Origin of the sequence: Brevinema andersonii (assembly GCF_900112165.1) — a bacterium.
GTDB lineage: Bacteria > Spirochaetota > Brevinematia > Brevinematales > Brevinemataceae > Brevinema > Brevinema andersonii.
On record NZ_FOKY01000002.1, the window covers coordinates 23,853 to 48,049 of the forward strand.

The 24,197-nt window shown below is 36.7% G+C and carries 20 protein-coding genes; 10 read left to right on the forward strand and 10 right to left on the reverse strand.

Annotated elements, in window-relative coordinates:
* From sppA to BM018_RS02590, 5 genes are all read right to left on the reverse strand, one after another.
* On the reverse strand, window positions 1-972 hold the full coding sequence (sppA, locus tag BM018_RS02570; protein ID WP_092318281.1) for a signal peptide peptidase SppA: 972 nt from the start codon (window positions 970-972) through the stop codon (window positions 1-3).
* Between the two features lie 10 nt (window positions 973-982).
* On the reverse strand, window positions 983-1,843 hold the full coding sequence (locus tag BM018_RS02575; protein ID WP_092318284.1) for a hypothetical protein: 861 nt from the start codon (window positions 1,841-1,843) through the stop codon (window positions 983-985).
* Between the two features lie 85 nt (window positions 1,844-1,928).
* Window positions 1,929-2,552 carry a uridine kinase gene (gene udk / locus BM018_RS02580; protein WP_200778559.1) on the reverse strand — a complete coding sequence of 208 codons (624 nt, stop codon included), beginning with the start codon at window positions 2,550-2,552 and terminating at the stop codon, window positions 1,929-1,931.
* Window positions 2,553-2,560: 8 nt separating this feature from the next.
* Window positions 2,561-4,153, reverse strand: coding sequence for a NupC/NupG family nucleoside CNT transporter (locus BM018_RS02585; protein WP_092318287.1), 1,593 nt, complete (start codon window positions 4,151-4,153; stop codon window positions 2,561-2,563).
* A 72-nt stretch (window positions 4,154-4,225) separates the two neighbouring features.
* Entirely contained in the window at window positions 4,226-5,710 is a 1,485-nt protein-coding gene (locus BM018_RS02590) for an ABC transporter substrate-binding protein (RefSeq protein WP_092318290.1), read from the reverse strand.
* 380 nt (window positions 5,711-6,090) lie between these two features.
* Here BM018_RS02590 and secA point away from each other — a divergent pair, with 380 nt between their 5' ends.
* Together secA and BM018_RS02600 are read left to right on the forward strand one after the other, a co-directional pair.
* Window positions 6,091-8,568: a preprotein translocase subunit SecA gene (gene secA / locus BM018_RS02595; protein WP_092318293.1), complete on the forward strand. Its 2,478-nt coding sequence runs from the start codon at window positions 6,091-6,093 to the stop codon at window positions 8,566-8,568.
* Window positions 8,565-9,686 (forward strand): hypothetical protein, encoded by a 1,122-nt coding sequence (locus BM018_RS02600; RefSeq protein WP_092318296.1) that lies wholly within the window; start codon window positions 8,565-8,567, stop codon window positions 9,684-9,686. The genes secA and BM018_RS02600 overlap by 4 nt, the downstream gene beginning before the upstream one ends.
* Here BM018_RS02600 and BM018_RS02605 read toward each other — a convergent pair.
* On the reverse strand, window positions 9,657-11,081 hold the full coding sequence (locus BM018_RS02605; RefSeq protein WP_092318299.1) for a site-specific DNA-methyltransferase: 1,425 nt from the start codon (window positions 11,079-11,081) through the stop codon (window positions 9,657-9,659). The genes BM018_RS02600 and BM018_RS02605 overlap by 30 nt on opposite strands.
* A gap of 133 nt (window positions 11,082-11,214) precedes the next feature.
* Here BM018_RS02605 and BM018_RS02610 point away from each other — a divergent pair, with 133 nt between their 5' ends.
* The 3 genes from BM018_RS02610 (at window position 11,215) to BM018_RS02620 (ending at window position 16,389) form a co-directional block, all read left to right on the forward strand.
* Window positions 11,215-12,483: an adenylosuccinate synthase gene (locus tag BM018_RS02610; protein ID WP_092318302.1), complete on the forward strand. Its 1,269-nt coding sequence runs from the start codon at window positions 11,215-11,217 to the stop codon at window positions 12,481-12,483.
* Window positions 12,484-13,902, forward strand: coding sequence for an adenylosuccinate lyase (gene purB / locus BM018_RS02615; protein ID WP_407640961.1), 1,419 nt, complete (start codon window positions 12,484-12,486; stop codon window positions 13,900-13,902).
* A gap of 174 nt (window positions 13,903-14,076) precedes the next feature.
* Complete coding sequence (locus BM018_RS02620; protein ID WP_092318308.1) at window positions 14,077-16,389, forward strand: sialidase family protein; 2,313 nt, start codon at window positions 14,077-14,079, stop codon at window positions 16,387-16,389.
* Between the two features lie 56 nt (window positions 16,390-16,445).
* On the opposite strand, the gene BM018_RS02625 is transcribed toward BM018_RS02620, so the two are convergent.
* Window positions 16,446-17,438, reverse strand: a complete 993-nt coding sequence (locus BM018_RS02625) for an NAD(P)-binding domain-containing protein (RefSeq protein WP_092318311.1) — start codon at window positions 17,436-17,438, stop codon at window positions 16,446-16,448.
* Between the two features lie 121 nt (window positions 17,439-17,559).
* Here BM018_RS02625 and galE point away from each other — a divergent pair, with 121 nt between their 5' ends.
* Complete coding sequence (gene galE, locus BM018_RS02630) at window positions 17,560-18,552, forward strand: UDP-glucose 4-epimerase GalE (RefSeq protein WP_092318314.1); 993 nt, start codon at window positions 17,560-17,562, stop codon at window positions 18,550-18,552.
* Here the strand turns inward: galE and pepT are convergent.
* Complete coding sequence (gene pepT, locus BM018_RS02635; RefSeq protein WP_092318317.1) at window positions 18,549-19,790, reverse strand: peptidase T; 1,242 nt, start codon at window positions 19,788-19,790, stop codon at window positions 18,549-18,551. The two genes, galE and pepT, sit on opposite strands and share 4 nt — an antisense overlap.
* Window positions 19,791-19,841: 51 nt before the next feature.
* Window positions 19,842-20,126 carry an HU family DNA-binding protein gene (locus BM018_RS02640; RefSeq protein WP_092318320.1) on the reverse strand — a complete coding sequence of 95 codons (285 nt, stop codon included), beginning with the start codon at window positions 20,124-20,126 and terminating at the stop codon, window positions 19,842-19,844.
* Between the two features lie 177 nt (window positions 20,127-20,303).
* Here BM018_RS02640 and BM018_RS02645 point away from each other — a divergent pair, with 177 nt between their 5' ends.
* From BM018_RS02645 to BM018_RS02655, 3 genes are read left to right on the forward strand one after another with little or no spacing between them, the layout of a single operon-like run.
* The gene (locus BM018_RS02645) at window positions 20,304-20,753 is read left to right on the forward strand and encodes a PTS sugar transporter subunit IIA (RefSeq protein ID WP_092318322.1); all 450 of its coding nucleotides are present in this window, start codon (window positions 20,304-20,306) and stop codon (window positions 20,751-20,753) included.
* A 17-nt stretch (window positions 20,754-20,770) separates the two neighbouring features.
* Window positions 20,771-21,049, forward strand: coding sequence for a PTS sugar transporter subunit IIB (locus BM018_RS02650; protein WP_092318325.1), 279 nt, complete (start codon window positions 20,771-20,773; stop codon window positions 21,047-21,049).
* Window positions 21,050-21,058: 9 nt separating this feature from the next.
* The gene (locus BM018_RS02655) at window positions 21,059-22,321 is read left to right on the forward strand and encodes a PTS ascorbate transporter subunit IIC (RefSeq protein ID WP_092318328.1); all 1,263 of its coding nucleotides are present in this window, start codon (window positions 21,059-21,061) and stop codon (window positions 22,319-22,321) included.
* A gap of 230 nt (window positions 22,322-22,551) precedes the next feature.
* On the opposite strand, the gene BM018_RS02660 is transcribed toward BM018_RS02655, so the two are convergent.
* Window positions 22,552-22,956: a sulfite exporter TauE/SafE family protein gene (locus BM018_RS02660; RefSeq protein WP_159428141.1), complete on the reverse strand. Its 405-nt coding sequence runs from the start codon at window positions 22,954-22,956 to the stop codon at window positions 22,552-22,554.
* Between the two features lie 130 nt (window positions 22,957-23,086).
* Here BM018_RS02660 and BM018_RS02665 point away from each other — a divergent pair, with 130 nt between their 5' ends.
* A complete protein-coding gene (locus tag BM018_RS02665) occupies window positions 23,087-24,079 on the forward strand; it encodes a glycosyltransferase family 2 protein (protein WP_092318334.1) in 993 nt (330 codons plus the stop codon).
* The last annotated feature ends 118 nt before the right edge of the window (window positions 24,080-24,197 follow it).

The following is a 24,197-nucleotide window of genomic DNA, read 5'->3' on the forward strand; positions in this document are numbered from 1 at the left end:
CTAGGGTTGAAACATATATAAAACAGGCATATGATTAAACTCATTATAAGGAAGTTTAAGTTCTAATTTAGGAGCTGCAGGTAAAAATCCTGAAATCAAGCTGTGAAAATTAAAAGATGAAGCAGGATTAATTTCTTCCAACGACGCAGAGGATAAACTGTAAGTTTGACGAATATAATTTTCTGCTTTTACCATATCACCAAGCTCATCAGCAAGTCCTAATCGAACTGCTTGCTCACCGGTAAAAATTCTGCCGTCTGCTAAAGAACGCATTTCCTCGATAGGTCTATTGCGTCCAGAAGCCACTGCATTTAGGAATTGCTCATAGGAATTCATAATGATGCTTTTCAAAAGTTCCCTTTGTTCGGGAGACATTTCTTTATAAGGGGTACCAGTATCTTTATTGGTACCGCTGGTAATCGCGTTGTACTTTATCCCAATCTTCTGCAAAAGTCCAGTTGCATCAAAACCATTCATAATCACACCAATGCTACCAGTAAGTGAGCCTGGATTAATAAAAATTCGTTCTGCAGCAACAGCCATATAGTATCCACCGGACGCAGCCATATCCGCAACGCTGACAATAACAGGCTTTCCGGCTTCACGGACACGTTGTACAGCATTATGGAGTTCTTGAGACGCTCCAACCGTACCTCCAGGACTGTTGATACGCAGTAATACTGCTTTAATATGGCTGTTTGTTTCTGCATAAGCCAACTGACTCAGCCAAAAAACTGATCCTGTCGGTGGTGTAAAAGGGCTGGCATTTCTGCCAGACGAAGTATAAATAGGACCATCAATATTTATAACTCCGATAATGTTATTTTTCTTAGCAATATTTGAAAATGCTACCAAATTAGCAGTTTTTTTTGTATCCGCTGCACCCTTTTTAGTCACCAGTACAGCAATACCGGCACTGATCCCCAGTATGTATAACAGACCCAATAATCCTGCTGCAATTTTTCTGTTCATGAGCTACTCCTTACTCTCTCATCAAGGATTTTTTTGTCCCTGACATATATAATTCTAATAACTGTAAATACGATTCATATAAATTTTCCGGGCTAGCCAGTGGATTTTTTGCAGCATTGGCTTGTACTTTTTTAACATAGCCAGCCTCAAGGTCAGATACAGATTCAGAAAAAAGACTCTTAAATGCTTCAGAACTGTATGGCTTCTGAGCTGCCTTAAACAAAAATCTCCTGCCAAAATGTGATTCCATATACTGCCAATAACTCAATACTTCAGGATAAATTAATGCACGATATAATTCTTCGTTTGTTTTTGCCGGATAAAAATATCGTCCTTGACGCTCAAGAAGTTCCAAAATAGAAATAAAAAAAATTTCCTTGATCGCAAAATCCACAGCTGTATCAATCAATATATTATATTCGTTTCTATTGAGATTTTGACCAGCAAACAATGCATTAAAACTCTCTAGCGGTATCGGCGACATTTGATGTTTGTTGTATGAAAACTGACTGTATAAAAAATCCAAATATCCATAAATCAGCATCTTATTCTGATAAGTAATATTACGTTGAGAAAAAAATAATTCTTCGCCAGTTAAATGAAAGTTATAAAAAAGATCATCAATCAACCCTTCTATATAAAAATCCTGTTTCTCTTGGATTGGCACCTTTTCTAGTAGAAAGCGAAACATTTCAGCTGTTCGACGAAGATTTTGTTCATTTTCAAAACCCTCACTGAAAGTCACCAACAATCGCCTACCCTTATAGACATATTCATATGAATCTTTAGATTTTACTAGTCCGCGATCTGACGATATGCATCCTAATATCAGGAATACAGAAGAAAAAATTAATATATTTGCTATTTTCATGCAATCCTCTCAATAATATTATAAACAATTTTGAATAATTTTACAAATTATCAATAAAAAGCCCTCAATGTATGAGGGCTTTTTATTATTTATTTTGAGAAATAATATACCTGATTTTATCGATTAACATTTCTATCGCAACAGTATTATGATCTTTGTAGGGAATAATGATATCTGCTTTTTTTTTGGCTGGCTCGACAAAACGTTCATGACCAGGCCGTGCAGTTCTGAGATATTGTGCAATTGATTGTTCAATAGTACGACCACGTTCGGCTGTATCGCGCAAAAGCCTTCTAATAAAACGAAGATCCGCTTCTGTGTCAACAAAAACCCTGACATCCATAAGGCTAACAAGGCGAGAATCCTCAAATACTAAAATACCTTCCAGAACAATCACACGCGCAGGAGCTACAACTACTGTTTTTGCCGAACGCGTATGCGTTGTAAAGTCATATATAGGTTGCTCAATCAAATAGCCATTTCGAAGTTTTTCAATATGCTCGTATAGTAAATCAAAATCGAAAGCATTAGGATGATCGAAATCCACCAATTTTCTTTCTTCCGGAGTCAAATGATCCTGAGATGTATAATAATTATCTTGCCTGATGATTAGAACATCTTCTTTACAAAATGCTTTTTCAATGGCCTGCGCAATGGTTGTTTTTCCTGATGCCGTACCGCCCGCAATTCCGATGACAATATTATGCACAATGCCTCCTAACCTACAAATATTCCTGCAATAGCAGCAGTCATCCACGAAGCAAAAGCACCTGTCCACATAGCAGAAAAGCTGAGACGTGTAATATCTGCACGGCGTCCGGGAGCCATCATTGAAATTCCTCCAATTTGAATGCCTATCGAACTTAAATTCGCAAACCCACATAATGCATATGTAGCAATTACTTGAGCTTTGGGAGAAAGTATCCCATTTTTGAGCATTTCGGACAAGGTCAAGTAGGCTACAAATTCGTTCAGAGCTATTTTATTACCCAGCAATGTTCCTACATTTTGCGCGTCCTGTATCGGAGTCCCTAAAATCAGGGCAAGATACCGGAATATATAACCGAAAATCATATTAAGACTGAGATCAGGATTAATAAAACGCAGTCCCATATTTGTAACTTCAATAAGTGCCACGAATGCCAATAACATCGCCCCTACGTTCAAAGCTAAATGTAAACCATCATTTGTACCCTGAGCTGCTGCCCCAATGACATTATCGGATATCTGCACTGCAGGCAGAGGTGTTTCGCCATCGGAGATAGAATGTTCCGTTTCAGGGTACCAGATTTTGGAAAGCAGTAAAGCTGCAGGCGCACTCATAATGCTGGCTCCAATAAGATAACTGGCATCGATGCCCATTGATACAAATCCTGCAAAAACACCACCAGATATGGTTGCGAATCCTCCCGACATAATGGCATGCAGTTCTGAATTGGTCATTGTCGATACGAAAGGTTTGACCAAAATAGGAGCTTCTGTCTGACCGACAAAAATATTAGCAGCACAAGACAAAGTTTCAGTACCACTGGTTTTCATGGTCCAGCGCATAAAACGTGCCATTTCTTCGATCAGCACCTGGACAATACCAAAATAATAAAGCACAGAGATAAATGCTGAAAAAAATATAATAGTAGGCAGTACTTTCACAAAAAATAAAAATCCCCAAGGCCCTGAAGGATCATACAAGCTACCAAAAACAAAACTAGCACCCTCATCAGTAGGGATCATCAGAAACTTGCCAACTGATGCCGAAAGCTTCGCCATCGATGCAGACGGAGTACCAAATTGGCCGTTAGTAGCTGCAGATAGTGCTAAAGATCCTCCAAATGAAAGTGAAACAGCCACAAGAAAAAAAATAGAATTAAGAGGAAACAATCGAAATGTGTGATTTTGAATAAACTTTCTTAATATCCAGACAATAAAAATCAGCAGCCAAAAGATTTGAACAACTGGACTGATAGAAACAAAATAGGGTTCAGCTCCCGATGAAGGCTGAACCCCTACAATATATCCGATAAAAATCAAAGCAGCAGACATTATCACGGCCAAAAGCGCTGTAAATAGCTGTTTACGGAAGAAACCAGCTCGATTAAATCGGGTCACAGCCAAATAAACACATAATAAAAAGATAAAAATGCCTGCTGCAACAGAAGAAACGGTAGTTGTTCCTAGGATAATAAAGGAAAACAAAATTTGCAGCATCAATCCCCAGAAAACAGTTTGGAGTTTGACGCTTTTTTTATTTTTGGAAAACAAAAAAGCTATTCCCATAAAAAACAGCACTCCGATAACTCCGATAAATTTCATAAAACCCCCTATTCATAAGAATATCCATATTCTATATGATATCGAAGTTTATGTCAATACCAAAAATAAAATTCAATATGAAATCCTGTCAAAGCGCGGAGAAAATACATTATCAAGATAAAAACCCTTAATTTTTTTATTTTGGCCGAGATAAAAAACCGGAGCATAAAGTGGTACTACTGCAACATCTTCAGCTACCTTATCCGCTATTTCCGTATAAAGTGCCCGGCGTTTTTCTGGTGATATTTCTCTGCGTACCTGCTCTATGAGAGGATCAAGATTTTCATTCTTATAAAAGCCGGCATTTCCAAGGCTAGGCGTCGAATGCGAATGATAAATATCATAAAAAAACTCGTATGGATTAAGCGTAACTGATGTTTTGCCATAAAGAAACAAATCAAAAGCACCTTCTGTCAGTGCTTCAAGGAAAGCTCCATATTCGAGCACTCGGATTTCTGTTTTAATTCCCAATTCCCCAAGGCTTGCTTGTATTGCTTCAGCTAGTTTTACTCGATAGCCCTCAGGTGTACCGAAAATTAATGTTCGCTTGGGTAGGGTAAAATCAGGCAGTGTATTGATTTGATGTTCTTGGATAAAAGCGGAATACTCATTCTGCGTCATGAAAGGCTGCGCAACCCTCCATGGCAGAGGAACTACTAATGGCTTGCCATTGCCGCTGAGGAGCGCATTAACCAGCCCTTTTCTATCGACAGCGTAGAGCAATGCACGCCGCAAAGAGATATCTTGAAATTCGGGCTTACGGAAATTCATTCCTAAATATTCCAGTCGCGACGACTCAAACTCAACAAGATCCAAGTAAGGTAGCAAACGCATTGCTTCAACATCTGAATCATGAATATAAGAAATTTGTAATTCTTTCGTTTCGAGTGCCAGAGACCGCACAAAAGGATCTACAATATTCCTCAGCAGAATATAAGGCACCTGAGGAGCGCCATCAAAAAAGTCTTCATTTCGCTGAAGAAGTACCGAATCACCAATCTTATGATCAGCCACCTTGTAAGCACCTGTACCCACAGCATACCGCGTAACTTCAGGACCTAAACTTTCGACCGTCTGCTTATGCATAATCCCTGCTGCATTATGTGCCAAAACATCTAAAAGCAAATCATCAAAATAACGCGTTTTAATTTGAAATTTACCTTCTCCAACAGGTCTAATTTCCTCAATTGAAGTCATTAAATCGCGCAGCATACCAGGTGTTTTACGCATACGCTCCAACGAAAACACAACATCCTCAATGGTCAAAGGAGCACCATTATGAAACAAAACATTCGGACGCAACTTAAATTCCCAAAGTAGAGGGTCAATCATCTTCCATTCGATAACAAGCGAAGGAAGAAATTCACCTTGGCGATTCTTTTCAAGAAGCCGATTGAATACCTGCGCAACAATACGTGACGATCCCGCATCATTATGAGCATGAGGATCTAGAGTAATAATATCTGAAGGCACACCCATAACTACAGTATCAGGACGCTCCGTAATTTTACTGCAAGAAACAAATATAAATATTAAGAGACTGATCCATATTTTCATTGTTACCTCCTTAAAGATTACAAGGCAAAAATTCCTATCACCATTATAATATATGTTCGATTAATTAATCAAGAAAACCGTTCTCTTACTTCTAAGCTATTTAAGAAATACAAAAGATTAACACACTATTAATATTTTTAGGAGTTGCATGATTTTAAAAAAATCTCTATCCTTCTTATTGTCCTAACTATGTTTTTATATTCATGTTCCAAGAAATTTCCACTCGAATAACTCTAGCTATAACCTACAAAATGGGACATCTCATCACAAATAAAAAATAACAAACATTCTACCCTAAACAAGCGGAGTGCTTTTTCACGAAAACTTGATTTTTACTACAAAGGACTTTATAATTTTACTATTATAAATAGGAGCTCACAATGGCTGTTTTTGATAAAATATTGGAACTATTCTTTGGAAGCAAGCAGAAACGCGATTTAAAAAAAATCCAAGGACGAGTTGACCAGATCAATGCCCTGGAACCTAAAATGCAAGCCTTAAGCAATGAAGAGCTTACAGAAATAACAGAAACGTTTAAGCACCGTTTGGATAGTGGCGAAACATTAGACGACATTCTACCGGAAGCTTTTGCAGTAGTACGCGAAACAGCATTTCGAACGCTCAATATGCGGCATTTTGATGTGCAATTGTTTGGAGGTATTGCCCTGCACGAAGGCAACATTGCCGAAATGAAAACAGGAGAAGGAAAAACACTTGTGGCAACTCTGCCTTTGTACCTAAACGCACTGACTGGAAAAGGTGTTCACCTCGTCACAGTTAACGACTACCTAGCCAAACGCGACGCCGAATGGATGGCTCCGATTTATTTGTTCTTAGGACTAAGCGTAGGCATTATAAACCAAGATAGACAAAGCTTCGAAGTGAAATTTTCAGGACAGGGATTTGGCACGGAACTAACTTCTATTGACCGTAAAGACGCTTATGCCTGCGATATCACTTATATTACCAATAATGAACTGGGCTTTGACTACCTGCGCAACAATATGGTGTTTGACCTGAGCGAAAAAACACAACGTCCACTAAATTATGCGATCGTCGATGAAGCCGATTCGATCCTCATTGACGAAGCGCGCACCCCTCTTATTATTTCCGGGCCGTCCGAGGAAAAAACCGATCTCTACTATAAAGTAGATCGTATTATTCCACAACTGAAGCAAGCAGAAATCAACGAAAAAGAAGAAGTTATCGAAGGTACAGGAGATTTTGGACTTTTCCTCAAAGAAAAAAGTGTAACTCTTACAGATCAAGGCGCTAAGCATATCGAACAACTTCTCGGCATTGATGATCTTTATTCTCCTGAACACAGCATCTATATTCATTATGTTTTGTCAGGAATTAAAGCCCATTATTTATACTCCAAAGAAGTTGAATATATTGTAGAAAATGGAGAAATAGTCATTATCGATGAATTTACTGGACGTAAAATGCCAGGACGCCGTTGGTCGGACGGAATTCATCAAGCTATCGAAGCCAAAGAAAAACTCAGAATTAAAGAAGAATATCAAACACTTGCATCTATTACCTTTCAGAATCTTTTTAGGATGTATAGCAAACTTGCCGGCATGACAGGCACTGCTGAAACAGAAGCTGCCGAACTTTATTCCATTTACAAAACCGATGTGATCGTTATCCCTACCAATCAACCTATAGCACGTATTGATTATCCGGACAAAATGTTTATTTCAAAAGAAGCCAAATACAAAGCTCTATTGAAAGACATTGCCGAAGCTCACGCAAAAGGACAACCAGTACTTGTGGGTACGGGTTCGGTGGAATCATCAGAAGAGTTGTCGAAACTGCTTAAAAAAGCAAAAATTTCTCACAATGTGCTAAACGCCAAATATCATGCTCAAGAAGCCGAAATTATTAAAGATGCGGGTAAGAAAAACGCAGTAACAATCGCTACCAATATGGCCGGTCGAGGTACAGATATCAAGCTTGGAGAAGGAGTTGTCGAGTTGGGAGGTTTGTTAGTCCTAGGAGCAGAACGTCATGAAGCTCGCCGAATTGATAACCAATTGCGTGGGCGTTCAGGACGTCAGGGAGACTCGGGAGCTTCTATTTTCTACGTTTCTTTTGACGATCAGCTGATGAAAGCAGTAGGCATGGCTCAACGCAAAGATTTTATGGCAAAAGCAGGTTTCTCAGAAAAAGACGAACTGCAGGATAAACTTTCCAGCCGCGTTATAGAAATCGCTCAAAAAAGATTGGAAAATTTTCATTTCGATATCCGCAAAAATATTTTAGAATACGACGAAGTCATGAATGAACAAAGAAACTACATTTACAAACTGCGCGATCGTATCCTGGATGTCGAACATGAACATCTGATGCTAGAAGAACTTATTACAGAAGCATTGGATGATTATGCTGAGATACGCCGTGAACGCCCCCGGAAAATTGATACTTGGGACGATGATCAATTAAAATCGTGGATTCATACCTATTTCAATACTGAAATTACTCTTGATAAGTATAATTCTTTCAATGATTTAGTCCTAGAATTAAGAAAACAAGTACTTGACCGTTTTACAGATGTTCCACCCGAAATTGTAAGACAAGCAGTCAAATTTATCTCCCTTCGTACACTGGACGGGGCATGGAAAGAGCATTTGCGGAACATCGATGCGCTTCGAAACGGTATTGGTCTGCAAGGATATGCACAAAAAAGTCCTGTTGTTGAGTACAAATTGCGCGCATCAGAGATGTTTCGTGAAATGAAAGAAAAAATAAGACTAGAAACTTTAAGTTTGCTAAGCCGTCTAGATATCAGAGCCGAACAAGAAATGCCAGCACTTAACACGCGTCAAAAGAAAAATGCACGGCGGAAAAAATGAATATTTTTTATGCTACTCTATTGTTTTTTGCAGCAATTCCTATATACCCTGCGACGCGTTCCAATGGCCTGCCCAAAGGATTTATATGGCAGTATATAATTGATGAAAAAGAACCTTCACCCCGTAGTGGACAATTTTGGCGTTCTGGCATATTCATCGGTGATAAAATTTTCGTTTTGAACCGTCATTATTTGATTGCACTCGAGAGAGATACTGCAAAAATGCTTTGGATCAAAGGTTTGGCATCTGAAAGTCCCATATCTGAAGCTAAAATTTTGCATACAGATACAAATGAAATCATTGTAGTAATCAGTGATGCATTACTCAGAATCCGTACCACAGACGGAGAGTTGCTCGAGCAATACTCTTATGATACACAAAAGCATTCTGCTTTTCAGCATACTTTACTAATGCCTAGACATTCTATTTTCTTCAATAACAAAATTTATGTGTTTCTAGGTCCTGATCTTTTAGAATTCGATAAACATAGCCTCAAACACAAAAAACTTTTTACATTCAACTCATCACCTAAAACTTTACCGCTGATCTTTGGAAATGAACTACTTTTAGGCTTCCAAAATGGATTTTTAGAACTATTCTCACCCGACTCAAAAAAAAGGCGTATGCTGATTTGTGGATCACCATATTCAGCATTTTCATTGCGTCAGCCTATTATCCAAAGCCCATATATTTTCGTTCCCACCAGTGACGAATTATTAGTATACCGCGAAGATGAAATTTTTGCCCGTAATAATGTTTACAAGGATGGTATTTTTTCCTTAGCCGGAGGGCGTGTGTGGTTACTTGAACATTTTTCGGGAATCTTGACTGAAATAGATGAAACTCTTAGCCCTCTACGTAGTGTACGTTTTGAAGCTCCTTCCCGAGTACGAGCCATCAACACACCGGTCATTGGTAATAAACAGCGGATCGTGCTGGCCGATACTGCAGATGGTGACTTTAAAGTTATAAATATTCAAGATTTATCTATTATTTCATCAACAATAAGCGAAGATTTTTTTGATCATCCGCCACTTCAGATTTTAGATATGAAAGAAAATTACATTCTTATCGGAGCATTTGACGGATTATACCTTATTGATCTGAACTTGTTCTGAAAGATGATAAAAATCTGAGATACATGATTTATCCTGGCGAGCAATATAGTCAATCCCAAAAGGGTGCTTATCATCCCTCAATAGTTCGGCATACAAGAAATTACCTCCGCCTTTCCAACCGCAGAGCTCCGAAATACCACCAGCTTCACCTGTCAGCACCTTCTGCAAGCGAGATAGCGTTACAGTGTCGATATAATGCATTTGCTCTATGCCGATCCAGGATCTGCCCATTTTATGAGCTGCTGCAGCTGTGGTACCAGAACCAAGAAAAAAATCCATAACCCTATCGGAAGGAAGTGTCGCAATTTCAATAATACGCGCAATCAACTGTTCTGGTTTAGGATAGTCAAAAGCACTGTAAGAAAACATTTCTTTAATATGGCGTGTTCCTTTGCTGGTTTGAAACTCTTTCTCTGTCCAAATGCTGCGGACTAGTTTTGTATCTTTTCTATACTTCTCAAATATAAGAAAAGTGTCTTTCGAAGCACGTGCAGCTAAGTTTGTAGTCAGATTAGCTTTTGCTTTTGATTTACTCCAACGCCATACGGTCTTGGTACCTTGAGATTCCTTGGGAAAAATTTCGATTCTCCCTTTTTTTTTCGTTAAAAATACAGGATAAAGTCCGTTTTCGTCGCTTTTTGAAGGATCAACATAAAACGCATACCGTAAATTCGGACGATTGCCCTCATGAAACCGAATATTACCGTTTCTCAAGCTGCGCAGCTCAAACCCTCCCAAGCAATCATGAAAAGGAAACGGTTTGTCTATTTTTGGGAGAGGATAAAGCCGTGCTTGGCTGGTTTTTCCGTAAAACAAAATATACTCGTGTGTCCGTGCTATCGAACGATAATCTCTGCCTCCCGGATTCATCATAACAGCCACTACTCCCAAACTATTATCTTCACCAAAAAGTTCATCCATTAATACCTTAAGATATGCCTGCTCGTTTTCATCGCACTGCACCGCTAAAATACCATCCGGACGCAGAAACTCCCATGCTGTTTCTAGTCTATTTTTCATAAACAGCAGCCACACCGCACGCGAAAATTTATCCTTATAAATAAATGTATTTCCCGTATTGTAAGGAGGATCAATATAAATTAACTTCACCGTGCCGTGAAACACCGGCAGTATAGAATGAAGAACAATCAAATTATTCCCTTTAAAAAGGAAATTATCTTCCAAGGATATGGAATCAGCAGGTTGTATAGCATCAGCAAAATAGCGTCGAAATAAAAATTCTTTGCACGAAAACAGCTGTTCCTGAGCTTTAACATACTCAATGAAACACGATTCAGCCTTATCAGAAATATCATCGACAAAAACTTCGCGCTTATGCGGAAAATCCAGAATAATATCATTTTCGCTAATCAATAGTTTTGTTTTTTTCTCCACAGGTGCTCCTTAGACAGCTCGACTAAATTATAGAACAAAACCCCCTGTTTCGCAAAAATTTCTCCGAAAAACTTTAAGAAATCTTATATAAGTTCCGATATACACCGGGACACTTAAAAAAACAGGAGGACACATGCCGGTAGACATAATATTAGGTGCGCAATGGGGCGATGAAGGCAAAGGCAAAATTATCGATATGCTTGGAGCTAACACCGATTATGTGATCCGCTTTGGGGGTGGAAACAACGCCGGCCATACTATAGAAGTAGGCAATGAAAGTTTTATTTTGCATTTGCTGCCCTCAGGAGTCCTTCACAAACATAGTAAATGCTTACTAGGTGCCGGCATGGTTATTGATTTTAAGGTATTTCTTCAAGAAATTGCCTCTCTTGAAGCACGCGGTTTCGATACAGGACATATTTTCATCAGCAGCAGAGCTCATTTAATTATGCCCTATCATATTATCTTGGACAGGCTTTGGGAAGGACAACGCAGTGATAAAATCGGTACGACAAAGCGCGGGATTGGTCCTTGCTACAGCGATAAATATGCAAGGCTGGGACTACGTACAGGAGATTTATTGGATGGCTCGTTTCCTGAAAAACTCAAAAATATTCTTAAAACAAAAAACGAAATTCTTATTAAAATATTTAATGAAAATCCCTTAGATTATGATTCTATTTTAAGTGAATATAAAGAAATAACTCAAAAAGTAGGCAAACGCATCATTAACACAGAAACAGAAATTCAAAAAGCGCTTGCCGAAAACAAAAACATTCTTCTTGAAGGAGCTCAAGCGATGATGCTGGATATCGATTACGGCTCGTATCCCTACGTAACCTCGTCATCACCGACAGCGGCCGGTGGAACAGTTGGTTCAAGTATTTCGCCACGCCACATCCGCAAAATTATTGGAGTTTGCAAAGCTTACTCGACACGTGTAGGCGAAGGACCTTTCGTTACCGAGCTTGATAACCAGCAGGGAGAATGGCTCCGTTCCAAAGGTAGCGAATACGGTTCAACAACAGGACGGCCAAGGCGTTGTGGATGGCTTGATTTGGCTGTACTGCGTTATGCCTGTAAAATTAATGGGTTCACCGAAATTGCATTAACGAAACTAGATGTGCTCAGTGGTCTCAAAGATATTCCCGTCTGTGTAGGATACGAGCTTGAAGGAAAAAAAATCTCTGAAATGCCCGCTTCAGCTGAGATGCTGGCACGCATCTCAGCTGTTTATGAAACAATGCCCGGCTGGAATGAAGATATTTCGAACTGTAAAACCTTTTCCGAGCTACCTAAAAACGCTCGACGCTATATAGAAAAAATTGAAAAATATACCGAATGCTCTATTGGATTTGTTTCAGTAGGAGCAGGCCGCGAACAATATATCGCAACGGAGTAAATTATGAATGATGATTATTCCACACCCTGGGCTGAACGGTATAGTTCTGAAAATATGTTGCAAAACTTTTCAAACAATACAAAATATCAAACATGGCGCAAGCTTTGGACAGCCCTTGCCGAAGCACAGATGGAATGTGGTCTCCCTATTTCTCCTGAGCAAATCAACGAACTACGCAATCATCAATACGACATTGATTACAAGCTTGTCAAACACTATGAAAATATTTTTCATCATGATGTCATGGCTCATATTCATGCTTACGGTGATGTTGCTCCCGCAGCAAAAGGCATTATTCATATGGGTGCTACATCAGCCTTTGTTACAGACAATACTGATATTATTCAAATGCGCGAAGGGCTTCATATTATTCGTATTGGTCTGGTGCGTACGATTGAAGCACTTTCAGTATTTGCCTTGAGATATAAGGATCTACCGACGCTAGGCTTTACACATTTTCAGCCGGCTCAGTTAACAACTGTCGGCAAACGAGCAACACTCTGGATTCAAAGCCTATTAACAGATCTTCGCGAACTTGAATTTATTCTCGACGGACTGGCATTGCGTGGAATCAAAGGAGCTGTCGGTACTGGCAGTGGATTTGCGGATTTATTTGGTGGAGATTATACAAAATTCAAAAAACTTGATATGCTGGTCGTTCAAAAAATGGGCTTCTCCAAAACTATACCCGTTAGTGGACAGACTTATGACAGAAAAATAGATTCAAAAATTGTAAACCTGCTTGGGAATATCGCCGAATCTGCTCACAAATTCACCAATGACCTACGCTTATTACAGCACTTGAGAGAAGTGGAAGAGCCTTTTTCCGAAACACAAATAGGTTCCAGCGCTATGGCTTATAAGCGGAATCCCATTCTTAGTGAGCGCATATCATCACTAGCAAAATTTGTATTATCATTGGTTTCCTCTCCTGCAATGGTTGCTTCAACACAGTGGTTAGAACGTTCTCTTGACGATTCAGCAAATAAGCGATTAACGATTCCTCAAGCTTTTTTAGGAACAGATGCTATTTTGATGCTGTGGGAAAAAATTGCGACTGGCCTAACAGTATATCCTCAAATGATCAAAAAACATATTGACAGTGAACTGTCATTCCTTGCTACAGAAGCATTATTAATGCATGCAGTCAAAAAAGGAAACGACAGACAAGCACTCCACGAAACACTTCGAAGACACTCGATGGAAGCTTCAGCTAGAGTTAAGGAAGCTGGATTGGAAAATAACTTATTAGAGCAGTTGGCAAATGATCCTCATTTTCCGCTGTCCCATCAAGAAATTACTGAAATCGTTAATGCAAAAAATTTTACTGGCTATGCTTCAGAACAAACTGAAGATTTTCTTAACAACGAAGTAGCACCATACTTGAAAAAATACGATTTTTTATTAAATAGAGACTAAATAGCTTCAGAAGTGCTCTATTGGGTAATGGGAAAATTTGATTATTTTTTTGATATTGTTTAAGTTTAAAAAGAATAATCTCGATAAAATAAAGGATAATTGTTGACAAAATTTCATTACTATGTTACAATAATAAGCATTATATTTAATAATATTAATATAAGGAAGTTCGTGATGAAAAAATTTCTCCTAATAACTATTACAGCAGCATTAACCGGATGTTCTTTACAATCAGCTAATGTACTAAATTTTCAATTTCTTGAACCAATCAACGGATTATTATTTGAACACAGCACCTACACTCATAGCAACAGATATTTGTTTGATGCTGACACTCAAACCGTATTTATTGAATCAAAAGAAGGACAAAATTCTATCAATGGCACATATAAATTACAATTGGTAGCAAATCCAACCACTAATCAAGCAATATACTTGCTGAATGGATCTCTTTCGTATGATGGTCTTTATTTAGGTATAGAAATTGAAAATACAACACTCAAAACCTATAAAGCAAAAATTACTATACAAAATACTGCTGCACGAGCACGTGATGCAATTACTATCTATAAAGGAACTGATTATACTAGTAAAATAATTGAAGATCCTGCATTATACCGACTTTATGTTGGTGGGGACTGGGTCAAAATGACAGTTGCAGGTGTTTATAATGCTGATTATACCGAAATTTTTAGAGCTACGTATGATAAAGAAAACGGTCAAGACCATACTTTAGAAATTATTAAAATTAACGGCATTATCACAAATAAAGCATTATATAATTTAAGAGGATTATCCAATATTTCTCAAAATATTGCAGTATATGCATTAGCAGTACCCACAGGAACTATAGCAGGAGATAATGCTAACAATATGTTTGGATTTACGTTAAATTTCTCTGATGACACTCCTAAAGCTCAGTTCATTCTTCAAGTACCTATAAGTGGCAACCCAACCCAACAAGAGCTTAATAAATTATCTCAAAATCTAGAAGCTGTTGGAACTTGGTCCTATGTTCCTGTTGCTATTGCTGATCGTCCGGAACGAAGACTGTCTTCTCTGCAAAATTTAGGACCATGGACTTACATTGGCAACGGAAACCAATATGATCATAATAATTCTTACACTTGGGAAATTAATGCAAAAGATCAAATTGCGACTTATAGCTCTATAAATTCTTCTGGCAGCCACATTCGAATATACGCAATGAAAAAAACTAGCAGCCCTACAGTATTTCAATTAGAGCTCATTCAAGAAAAAGGAACAGCCCTAACTATTACTTCTATGACTCGCTCAGGTATTGCTTACGCTGGAGAAGTATTTCCCTATTTTACTTATCAAATTAATGACGAAAATACTGCAGCAAAAATCGTTACTGCAAGTTCTGTCAATGAAGCCGAGCAGAAATTAAATTCCAGTAAATTTTTATTTAGTCCGCTCTATAGCGCACCATCAGTTAATTATACATTAAAAATACCTACTGATAGTAATGAAAAAGAGAATACTGTTAATGAATGGGGTCAGGGAAGATCAGGATTATCAACTTTTGTTGTTCAAAAAGAAGGAAAAGTTTTTATCTATGCCCTTTCAGGCGTAACACAAAAAATCGATCTTAATGAAACTTCTCATAATCCTACTACGACATGGCTTACTACAGTTCATCGCAGTTCGGATAAAGGAAAAACATGGACTCAAGTCGATGCTGGTGCAGTTACTCCTGCACGAGCTTTTCAAGGTCAGACTTTTACTTATAAAGATGAAGTTTATGTTTACGACAATGTTATATTTAAGACACCTAATAATATTACAGATGGATACAATCGCTTACATAAATCTAAAACACTCAGTGGGGATTGGATTCCTCTTCCACTACCTAATGAACTCACTAATCGCGGGGGCGCTGCAATTTTTGTTGTCGGCGATTCCATCACTATAGCAGGTGGTGCAGATTATGATAGCACGTCTTCTTCATATACACTAAAAAATGACACATGGCAAAGCTTTGACGGCGGTACTACATGGAATCAAGTCAAAAGTTCCAATATATGGAATGCTGCCAAAGATATGACAGCTATTGTAATGGGACAAGATGTATTTTTAATACATAGTTATACAGCCCATAATCAACCTGCACAACAATTTAGTCCGAAAATATACAAAAGCTCAGACCGTGGATTAACATGGGCAGAAGTACATACAACCTTCCCTTTTACCCTTACTGGTGATACAAACGGTCGCATTCCGGCTACAGTGATTGGTAAAAATATTATCATTCTTAATCCAGCAGATGGCAAATTTTATATGTCATCAGACGGTGCAAAAACATGGCAGAACCAATACGCTACAGACAGTGACTCTTCAGGAATTACAACTAGTGGAAGTTTTGCTGCAAGTATGCAATCTATTGATAATACATTAATACTCTTAGGTGGCCAGACAACTACGACTCCATCAAACAAAGTATACAGACGAGAGTTAGAAAAATAAAAAATAAACCGGATAGAATCTTTATCCGGTTTATTTTTTATTATAAAAAGACTATTTCAAATTCGAGCAGGAGCTGGAAAACTGTAATTTATAGATAATCCCTCCATTATATCTCTTGCGCTATTAAATGCTAGCATCAATGACCCTCCCTTACGACCCATAGATAAATCTCCAGCAATAAATATTCCATCAATAGAGCTTTCATGATGTGATCTTAATTGCACATTTGTATCATCATAATCAATACCACAATTATTCATGAAAGCAACAGGAGATGCCCCTCCTAATGCAAATACAACATTATCAACAGTCAAATTATTACTGCCATCAAATTTAATTAAGATCTCATCATTTTGAGCTTCAAGTCCGACAATATCTGTAGAAAACATAATTTTAATTTTTTGATTTTGCTCTAACTGGGTCAAAAGGTCCTTATTTAATTGATTCATACGAAAAAAATTATCTTGACGATAGGAAATATAAACAAAATTACCTAAAGCAGCTAAAGTTTGAGTGTATTCAGCAGCAGAGTCGCCGCCACCTACTACAATAACTTTGCGGCCGAAAATTTTTTCTTTTTGAAAACGTAAAACATCATAGGATACCTTATTTAAAATTTCTGCCGGTATTTTATAATCTGGGTTGCGAGGCTTCGCAAAAACACCACTTGCTAATACAACATAATTACTTTCAAAATTACCCTTGGATGTTTCTAAAATAAAATGGCCAGATTGTTTTTTTATTTTAAGAACTTCGGTATTAAAATAAACCTTTACATTAGAGTCTTTTAATGCTTGATCGGAAAGTCTGAAATAATCATCCACTTGAATAATACCTTGAAATCCCACTAATCCTTTTTTCTCAGTTTTGATATTTTTATAAACAGAATTTATTGTTTTGCCAGCCGGATAAAACTGCCTTACAGATGCATTATCATGCTGCGATTTCTCAAGCATGAGAATTTCTTCAGAACTAACGCCAGCAGCTGTTAATTCACGTGCCATTGCAATACCTGCCGGCCCTGCTCCTACAACAGCTATTTTATACATATATATCTCCTTCAAATTTATTCTTAAGTATAACTTCTTCTCTTTATAAATTCAAGAAATAGTCTTGACATTTTTTATATGTATGGTATAATCAGAGATATTTTCGAAAAAAGGTATAAATATGAAAGATACGATCCTTATAGTCGGTGGAGCCGGATATATTGGTTCCCACATCGTTAAAGAACTCCATCAACAAGGCTACCCCGTTGTAGTACTTGACAATCTTAGTAAAGGACATCGTGAAGCAATCTCGGCAATCGATAAAAATATTCCTTTGATAGAAGGTGATCTTGGTGATTCTACACTGCTTGAAAAGATCTTCAAAGAATATCCTATAAAAACAGTTATGCATTTTGCGGCATTCATTGAAGTTGGTACTTCCATGATGCAACCAGATGTTTATTATGAAAACAATTTTTGTAAAGTTTTATCATTGCTCAAAGCAATGATAAAAGCAAATATTAATTATTTTGTTTTCAGCAGTACTGCAGCCACTTTTGGCAACCCTCAAGCAGAAAAAATCGACGAAAACCATCCGCAAATTCCTATTAACCCTTATGGTTCTTCAAAATTAATGGTAGAACGGCTTCTTAAAGACATGGCCTATGCATATCCTGATTTTCATTATTGTATTTTCCGTTATTTTAATGCTTGCGGAGCTGATCATGAAGGAATTATCGGACAGTCTTACGAACCTCCGACACACCTACTTTCTGTTATGCTTAAAACCGCAGCAGGACAACGAGATTCGCTATCTATTTTTGGAAATGACTATCCTACATCAGATGGTACATGTGTTCGCGATTATATACACGTTACGGATCTTGCTAAAGCCCATATTTTAGGAATGGAAAGAATGATTTCACAAAATGTGAATGATGATTTTAATCTTGGTAATGGTAGTGGATTTTCGGTTAAAGAAATGGTAGAAGTCGGAAAAAAAGTTACAGGTGTAGATTTTAAAGTATTATATACCGATAGAAGAGCTGGAGATCCGGCATTACTCATTGCTGATCCTCAAAAGACAAAAAAAATCCTTAATTGGAATCCTCAATTTACTTTGAAAGACATGGTAAAAACTGCTTGGTATTGGGAACAACATAAAACCTATTAATCGTTAGTAGTTGTTGCTAATATTTTGATAATTTCTAAAGTTGTCAGCCATGAATATTCGAAAGATTTGAGAGGTAGAAATTCATAAATAGAATGAAAATTATGAGCTCCCGTAAAATAATTAGGAGTAGGCAATCCTTTTGCTGAAAGTGCAGAACCATCTGTCCCTCCTCTCATGGATATTATATTAATAGGAATATTGAGATTTTGACACGCTTGATATAGCAATTCTACAGGCATAGTATCTATTAAACTGTTTGCAATATTTGAATATATATTATTAATTTTATATTCAATTTTTGCTTTAGGATATAGTTTTCTAACTTCATCTACAGCTTTTTGCACCATTAATTTTCTTGATTCAAGGATATTGTTATCAAAATCTCGAATTGATAAGATTACTTCTGCTGCAGAAGAATCTGCTTTCACACTATATACCCAAATATATCCTTCCCGATTTTCCGTGCATTCAGGAGTATCCCTTTTATCAAACTGGGCAATAAAATCATGAGCTACTAAAACTGGATTTACCATTACATCTTTTGCTGACATTGGATGCGCAGAAATTCCTTGAATTTTAATCACAGCAGATGCGGCATTGAAAGTTTCGAATACTACTTCGCCTAACTCGCAGCAGTCTATCGTATAAGCAAATTTAACAGGAAATTCCGATAAATCTAAAGCCCAAGCACCTCTTAATCCGATTTCTTCATCAGGCAAAAAAGCAACCCATATATCACCATGATCATGTTTTTCTTGAATGAAATACTCTAACATAGTCATAATTGTTGCAATAGCAGCTTTGTTATCAGCCCCAAGAACACTTGTACCATCTGTAAATATAATATAATCTTCTTTATAAGATAATATTTCGGGGTGCTCATCTACTTTAAAAACTATATTTTTTTCTTTATTCAAAAGAACATCCTGACCATTAAAATATAGAACTTGAGGATTAATCACCGGACTTAACCCTACATCAACGGTATCTAAATGCGCTATAAATCCAACAGATGGAATATTTTTTTTTGTTGCGGGCAATTGTGCTGTTAAAATAGCATTTTCCCTTAATTTTATATGACATAATCCCATTTTTTGTAATTCTTGCTCAAGCAAAAGGGCAAGCTGCATCTGGCCTTCACTGGATGGCAATGTTTGATCATTGGTATTACTTTGACTAGGAATGCTTACGTAACTAAGAAATCGATCTAATAATTTTTGTTTATAACTCTGATACATATACTCACTGCTTAAAAAAATCCCCTAAGTTTAGGGGATTTTAAAATTTAATTACAAGCTTTTTTTCAGTTTCTGAGAAACTGCAACTTTAACCCGCTTTTTTGCAGGAATTTTTAATTCAGCTCCTGTTTTAGGATTACGACCAATACGTGCTTTTGACATTTCAACACTCATAGTAGCTAATCCAGTTAATTCAACGCCCGTACCTTTTTGTAAAAGTGATGCGACTTCTTCCACAAAAGTTCGCCCAAGTTCGGCACCTTTACTTTTAGGCAAGCCCATTTTAGCGGCAACAGCTTCGCCGACAGCAACATAAGTCACTTTTTTATTAGTCATCGAAAACTCCTCTCATCGATATATAATATCGGATATTTATAATTCTGTACTATTATACAATCTTTATAATGTATTGTCAAATAATTTTTCTCTATTTGTTTATAAGCAATAAGATTGACAAAAAAACAATTAACATATAAAATACAATATATATATTATAATATTGAGGAATTTATTATGCCATCTCTAAGCGAGCAGCTAAAAACTTTAAATTCTGTAAAAATTATTGATAACACAGAATCATGGAAGTCTGCTTTAGATATCTGTTTTACCCCTCTTCTTCAGAATAATTACATTCAATCTCAGTATGTAGATGCCGTAAAAAAAATCAGTAAAGACCTACATTTTCATTATCTAATTGCTCCAGGAGTAGGAATGCCTCATGCTCGACCGGAACACGGAGTCAACAAAACAGGTATCAGTATATTAATTATCAGAAATGGAATATTATTTGGTGATCACAACAATAATCCTATTTTTTGCTTGCTTGGTCTTGCAGGCAATGAAGATAACAGTCATACAGACCTTATTATGGATATAGCAGAACTTTTTAGTGATGAAATACTTTTAAATAAACTGAAAATTGCAGAGTCAGTAACAGATGTTATTCATGCAATTTCCAAATAATAATTAAGGAGAAAAAAATGACACTTAAATTTTTAACAGCATGCGGTTCAGGATTAGGATCATCGCTTATGATATCGATGAATATTTCAAAAGTTATCAAAGAATTAGGGCTAGATGCTGAAGTAGAGCATTGTGATATTTCTTCACTATCAACGAAATCAGCGGATTACTATGTTTTTGGTAAAGATGTCGCGACATCAGCAGCTGTTTCAGGCATAGACCCTGAAAAAATCATTGTATTAGAAAATTTGCTCAGCCTCCCAGAACTGAAACAAAAAATTAGTGAGAAATTATAGGAGTTCCCTATGTTAAAATTTATTGTCGATCTTTTAAGCCAAGCCTCAATTTTAGTAGCACTTTTTACTATGTTAGGATTGATTTTCTTAAAAAAAAGCATAAACGAAATCATCTCCGGCTCTATGAAAGCACTAATCGGTTTTATTCTCCTTGGTTCCGGAGCTGGAGTTATTGTCAATTCGCTTCAGCCTTTCGGCCAAATGATCGAAAAAGCATTTCATGTTCAAGGCGTTATCCCTAATAACGAAGCTATTGTTGCGGTTGCATTAGGCACTTATGGGACTCAGGTTTCTATTGTTACTGTAGTCTCTATGATTTTTCATTTGATGATTGCCCGTTTTACTCCTATCAAATTTATTTTCCTAACAGGTCACCATATTTTTTATATGGCCGCAATGATTACTGTGATTGTATCTGTTGGTGGTCTAAGTGGCGGCATCTTGCTTATTTTGGTATCGTCCCTAGCAAACGCATTAGCTATGAGTTTGTCTCCGTTGCTGACCTACTGGGCTATGCCTAAAATCGTTGGTCCAGAAAATCATATTGCATTAGGGCACTTTAGTAATATCACCTACTCTATTTCTGCTCTCATTGGCAAGTTGATTGGAAAAGGATCTCCATCAACAGAAGAACTAAAAATCCCTAAGGAATTAAGCTTTTTACGAGATAACATACTTACAATTGCACTAACCATGTCCATTCTATACATTGGAGCAGCTTTAGCGGCAGGAGAGGATTTCGTTGAAACTTTATCAGAAGGCCAGCAGTATTTAGTATTTGCTTTAATTCAAGGAATCACTTTTGCAGCAGGTGTTTCAATTGTGCTTTCCGGTGTGAGAATGGTTATTGGCGAAATTATCCCAGCATTCAAAGGCATATCCGAAAAATTCGTCCCTAATGCCATTCCTGCATTGGATTGCCCTGTTGTTTTTCCTTATGCTCCTAATGCTGTTATTATAGGATTTTTATGCAGTTTTGTAGGCGGATTAGCCGGACTAGCCATTTTATATGCTATAGGTGGAGTATTAATTATTCCAGGAGTAGTACCTCATTTCTTTGTGGGAGCCACAGCAGGTGTATTTGGTAACGCTTTGGGAGGACGTAGAGGCTGTATTTTCGGCAGTTTCGTTAATGGTTTATTATTAGCATTCATGCCTGTGACATTATTACCTATATTAGGAGAATTAGGATTTGCAAATACAACATTCAGTGATGGTGATTTTGTTGGTGTTGGTATTATTATTGGAACAATAGTGAACCTATTTAAATAGTGATTTTTACATGGATCAATATAGTTGTATACTCTTTAATAAGAAAGATATTTTAGCAACTTTTATTTTTATATCAGCTTTATAGAAATAGTTTTTAAAGATTGAAAACTATTTCTATAATTTTAACAGTATTTGTATCGATATCTCATATGCTTAAATATAATACAAATAAATATTTACCTTAAATAAAAAATAATTTAATATATTATCTTCTCTAAAATGAGTAATTTCTACCTAAAAAAATTATATATATATTGAAATAAATCTTTTAAATCAAGCATATTAAGTGCCGTAATAATCATTAAGAGCGCAAAAAAATTTTTCAATATTTTTTCGTCTATTTTTTGAGCAAATCCTGCACTAATATATGAGCCAATAACATAAAATAATGCTAAAATCAATGATATTTTAACATTTACATTTCCAGCCTGCCAATACTTAATAACAGCAGCCAATCCTATAGGTAATATAAACATAGTGATTGAAGTTCCTTGCGCCATTTTTTGTGGAAATCCAAATAACAAAACTAATGCTGGAACAATAATTACTCCGCCACCGACACCAGCCATACCACTGACTAAACCTGTTATCAATCCAAGTATACTGTAAGATAAAAATTGAATTAAAGTCATCATTGCCTCTCTTTTGTGTAGCATTTTCACCAACTTATTGTATAGTATAACTTACATTCAAAATTTATTCAATGATCTATTGACAAAAAGATATTTTAATCATAAAATAATAGATATTATTTGGAGAAATTCTATGTTGCTACTATCTATTGTTATTCCTTGTTATAACGAGGAAGAAGGTATTGCAGTTTCTTTAGACATGCTGACTCACAAGTTAGAAGAATTTAGTATTAAAGATTACGAAATCATATGCGTTAATGATGGTTCCAAAGATCAAACTCTATCTATTCTGCAAAACTATGCACAAAAAGATCACAGAATAAAAATTGTATCGTTGGCAGCAAACAGAGGTCAACAAATAGCTTTTTATGCTGGTATGTGCTACAGTTCGGGAGAAGCTGTAATTCTTATGGATGCAGACCTTCAAGACCCTCCTGATTGCATCCCCGAAATGATGCGCTTGTGGAAAGAAGGTTATCAAGTAGTTTTTGGTAAGAGAATTGTCCGTCAGGGTGAAGGGATTTTCAAAAGATTAACAGCATTTTTATTTTACCGGCTGCTAAATAATTTATCATATACTGCCATTCCTCAGGACGTCGGCGAATTCAGACTTATGGATCGTGTTGTCGTTGATGTTGTCATAAATATGGAAGAACATAACCGTTTTAATAGGGCTATGGTCAGCTGGTTAGGTTTTTCTCAAATAGAATTTCCGTTTGAACGGACAGAACGTACTATAGGAACAACAAAGTTCGGAATGAAAGATATGTTTCAACTTGCTAAGGATGGATTATTTTCTTTTAGTTACTTTCCTATTTTATTTTTGCAGTCTTTAGGATTAATAGCTATTGCTGTATCGATTATTTTAGCTATTTACACGTTATATTCACTTTTCTTCACAAGCAATTTTATTCCTGGATGGGGTTCATTGATGATGACTCTTTTATTTTTCTCAGGAGCTATTTTACTAGGATTAGGAATTATTGGTGAATATGTTGCGCGTATTCATACTGAAGTAATTAAACGACCTTTATTCATTGCAGCAGAAACAATGAATTTGAAAAATAAAGAATTACCAAAACATTTATCATATTTTCACAGCCGTTTCAGTAAAAATTTAAAATAAGTTTAAAAAAACTCTTCCCAATCTATAATCTTTATGCTATAATAATAAAGGAAATCTTATCAGAACAGTTAATTTTCGTCACCTGTTCTATCTAATTTTTTAGCAAAACAAAAGGAGC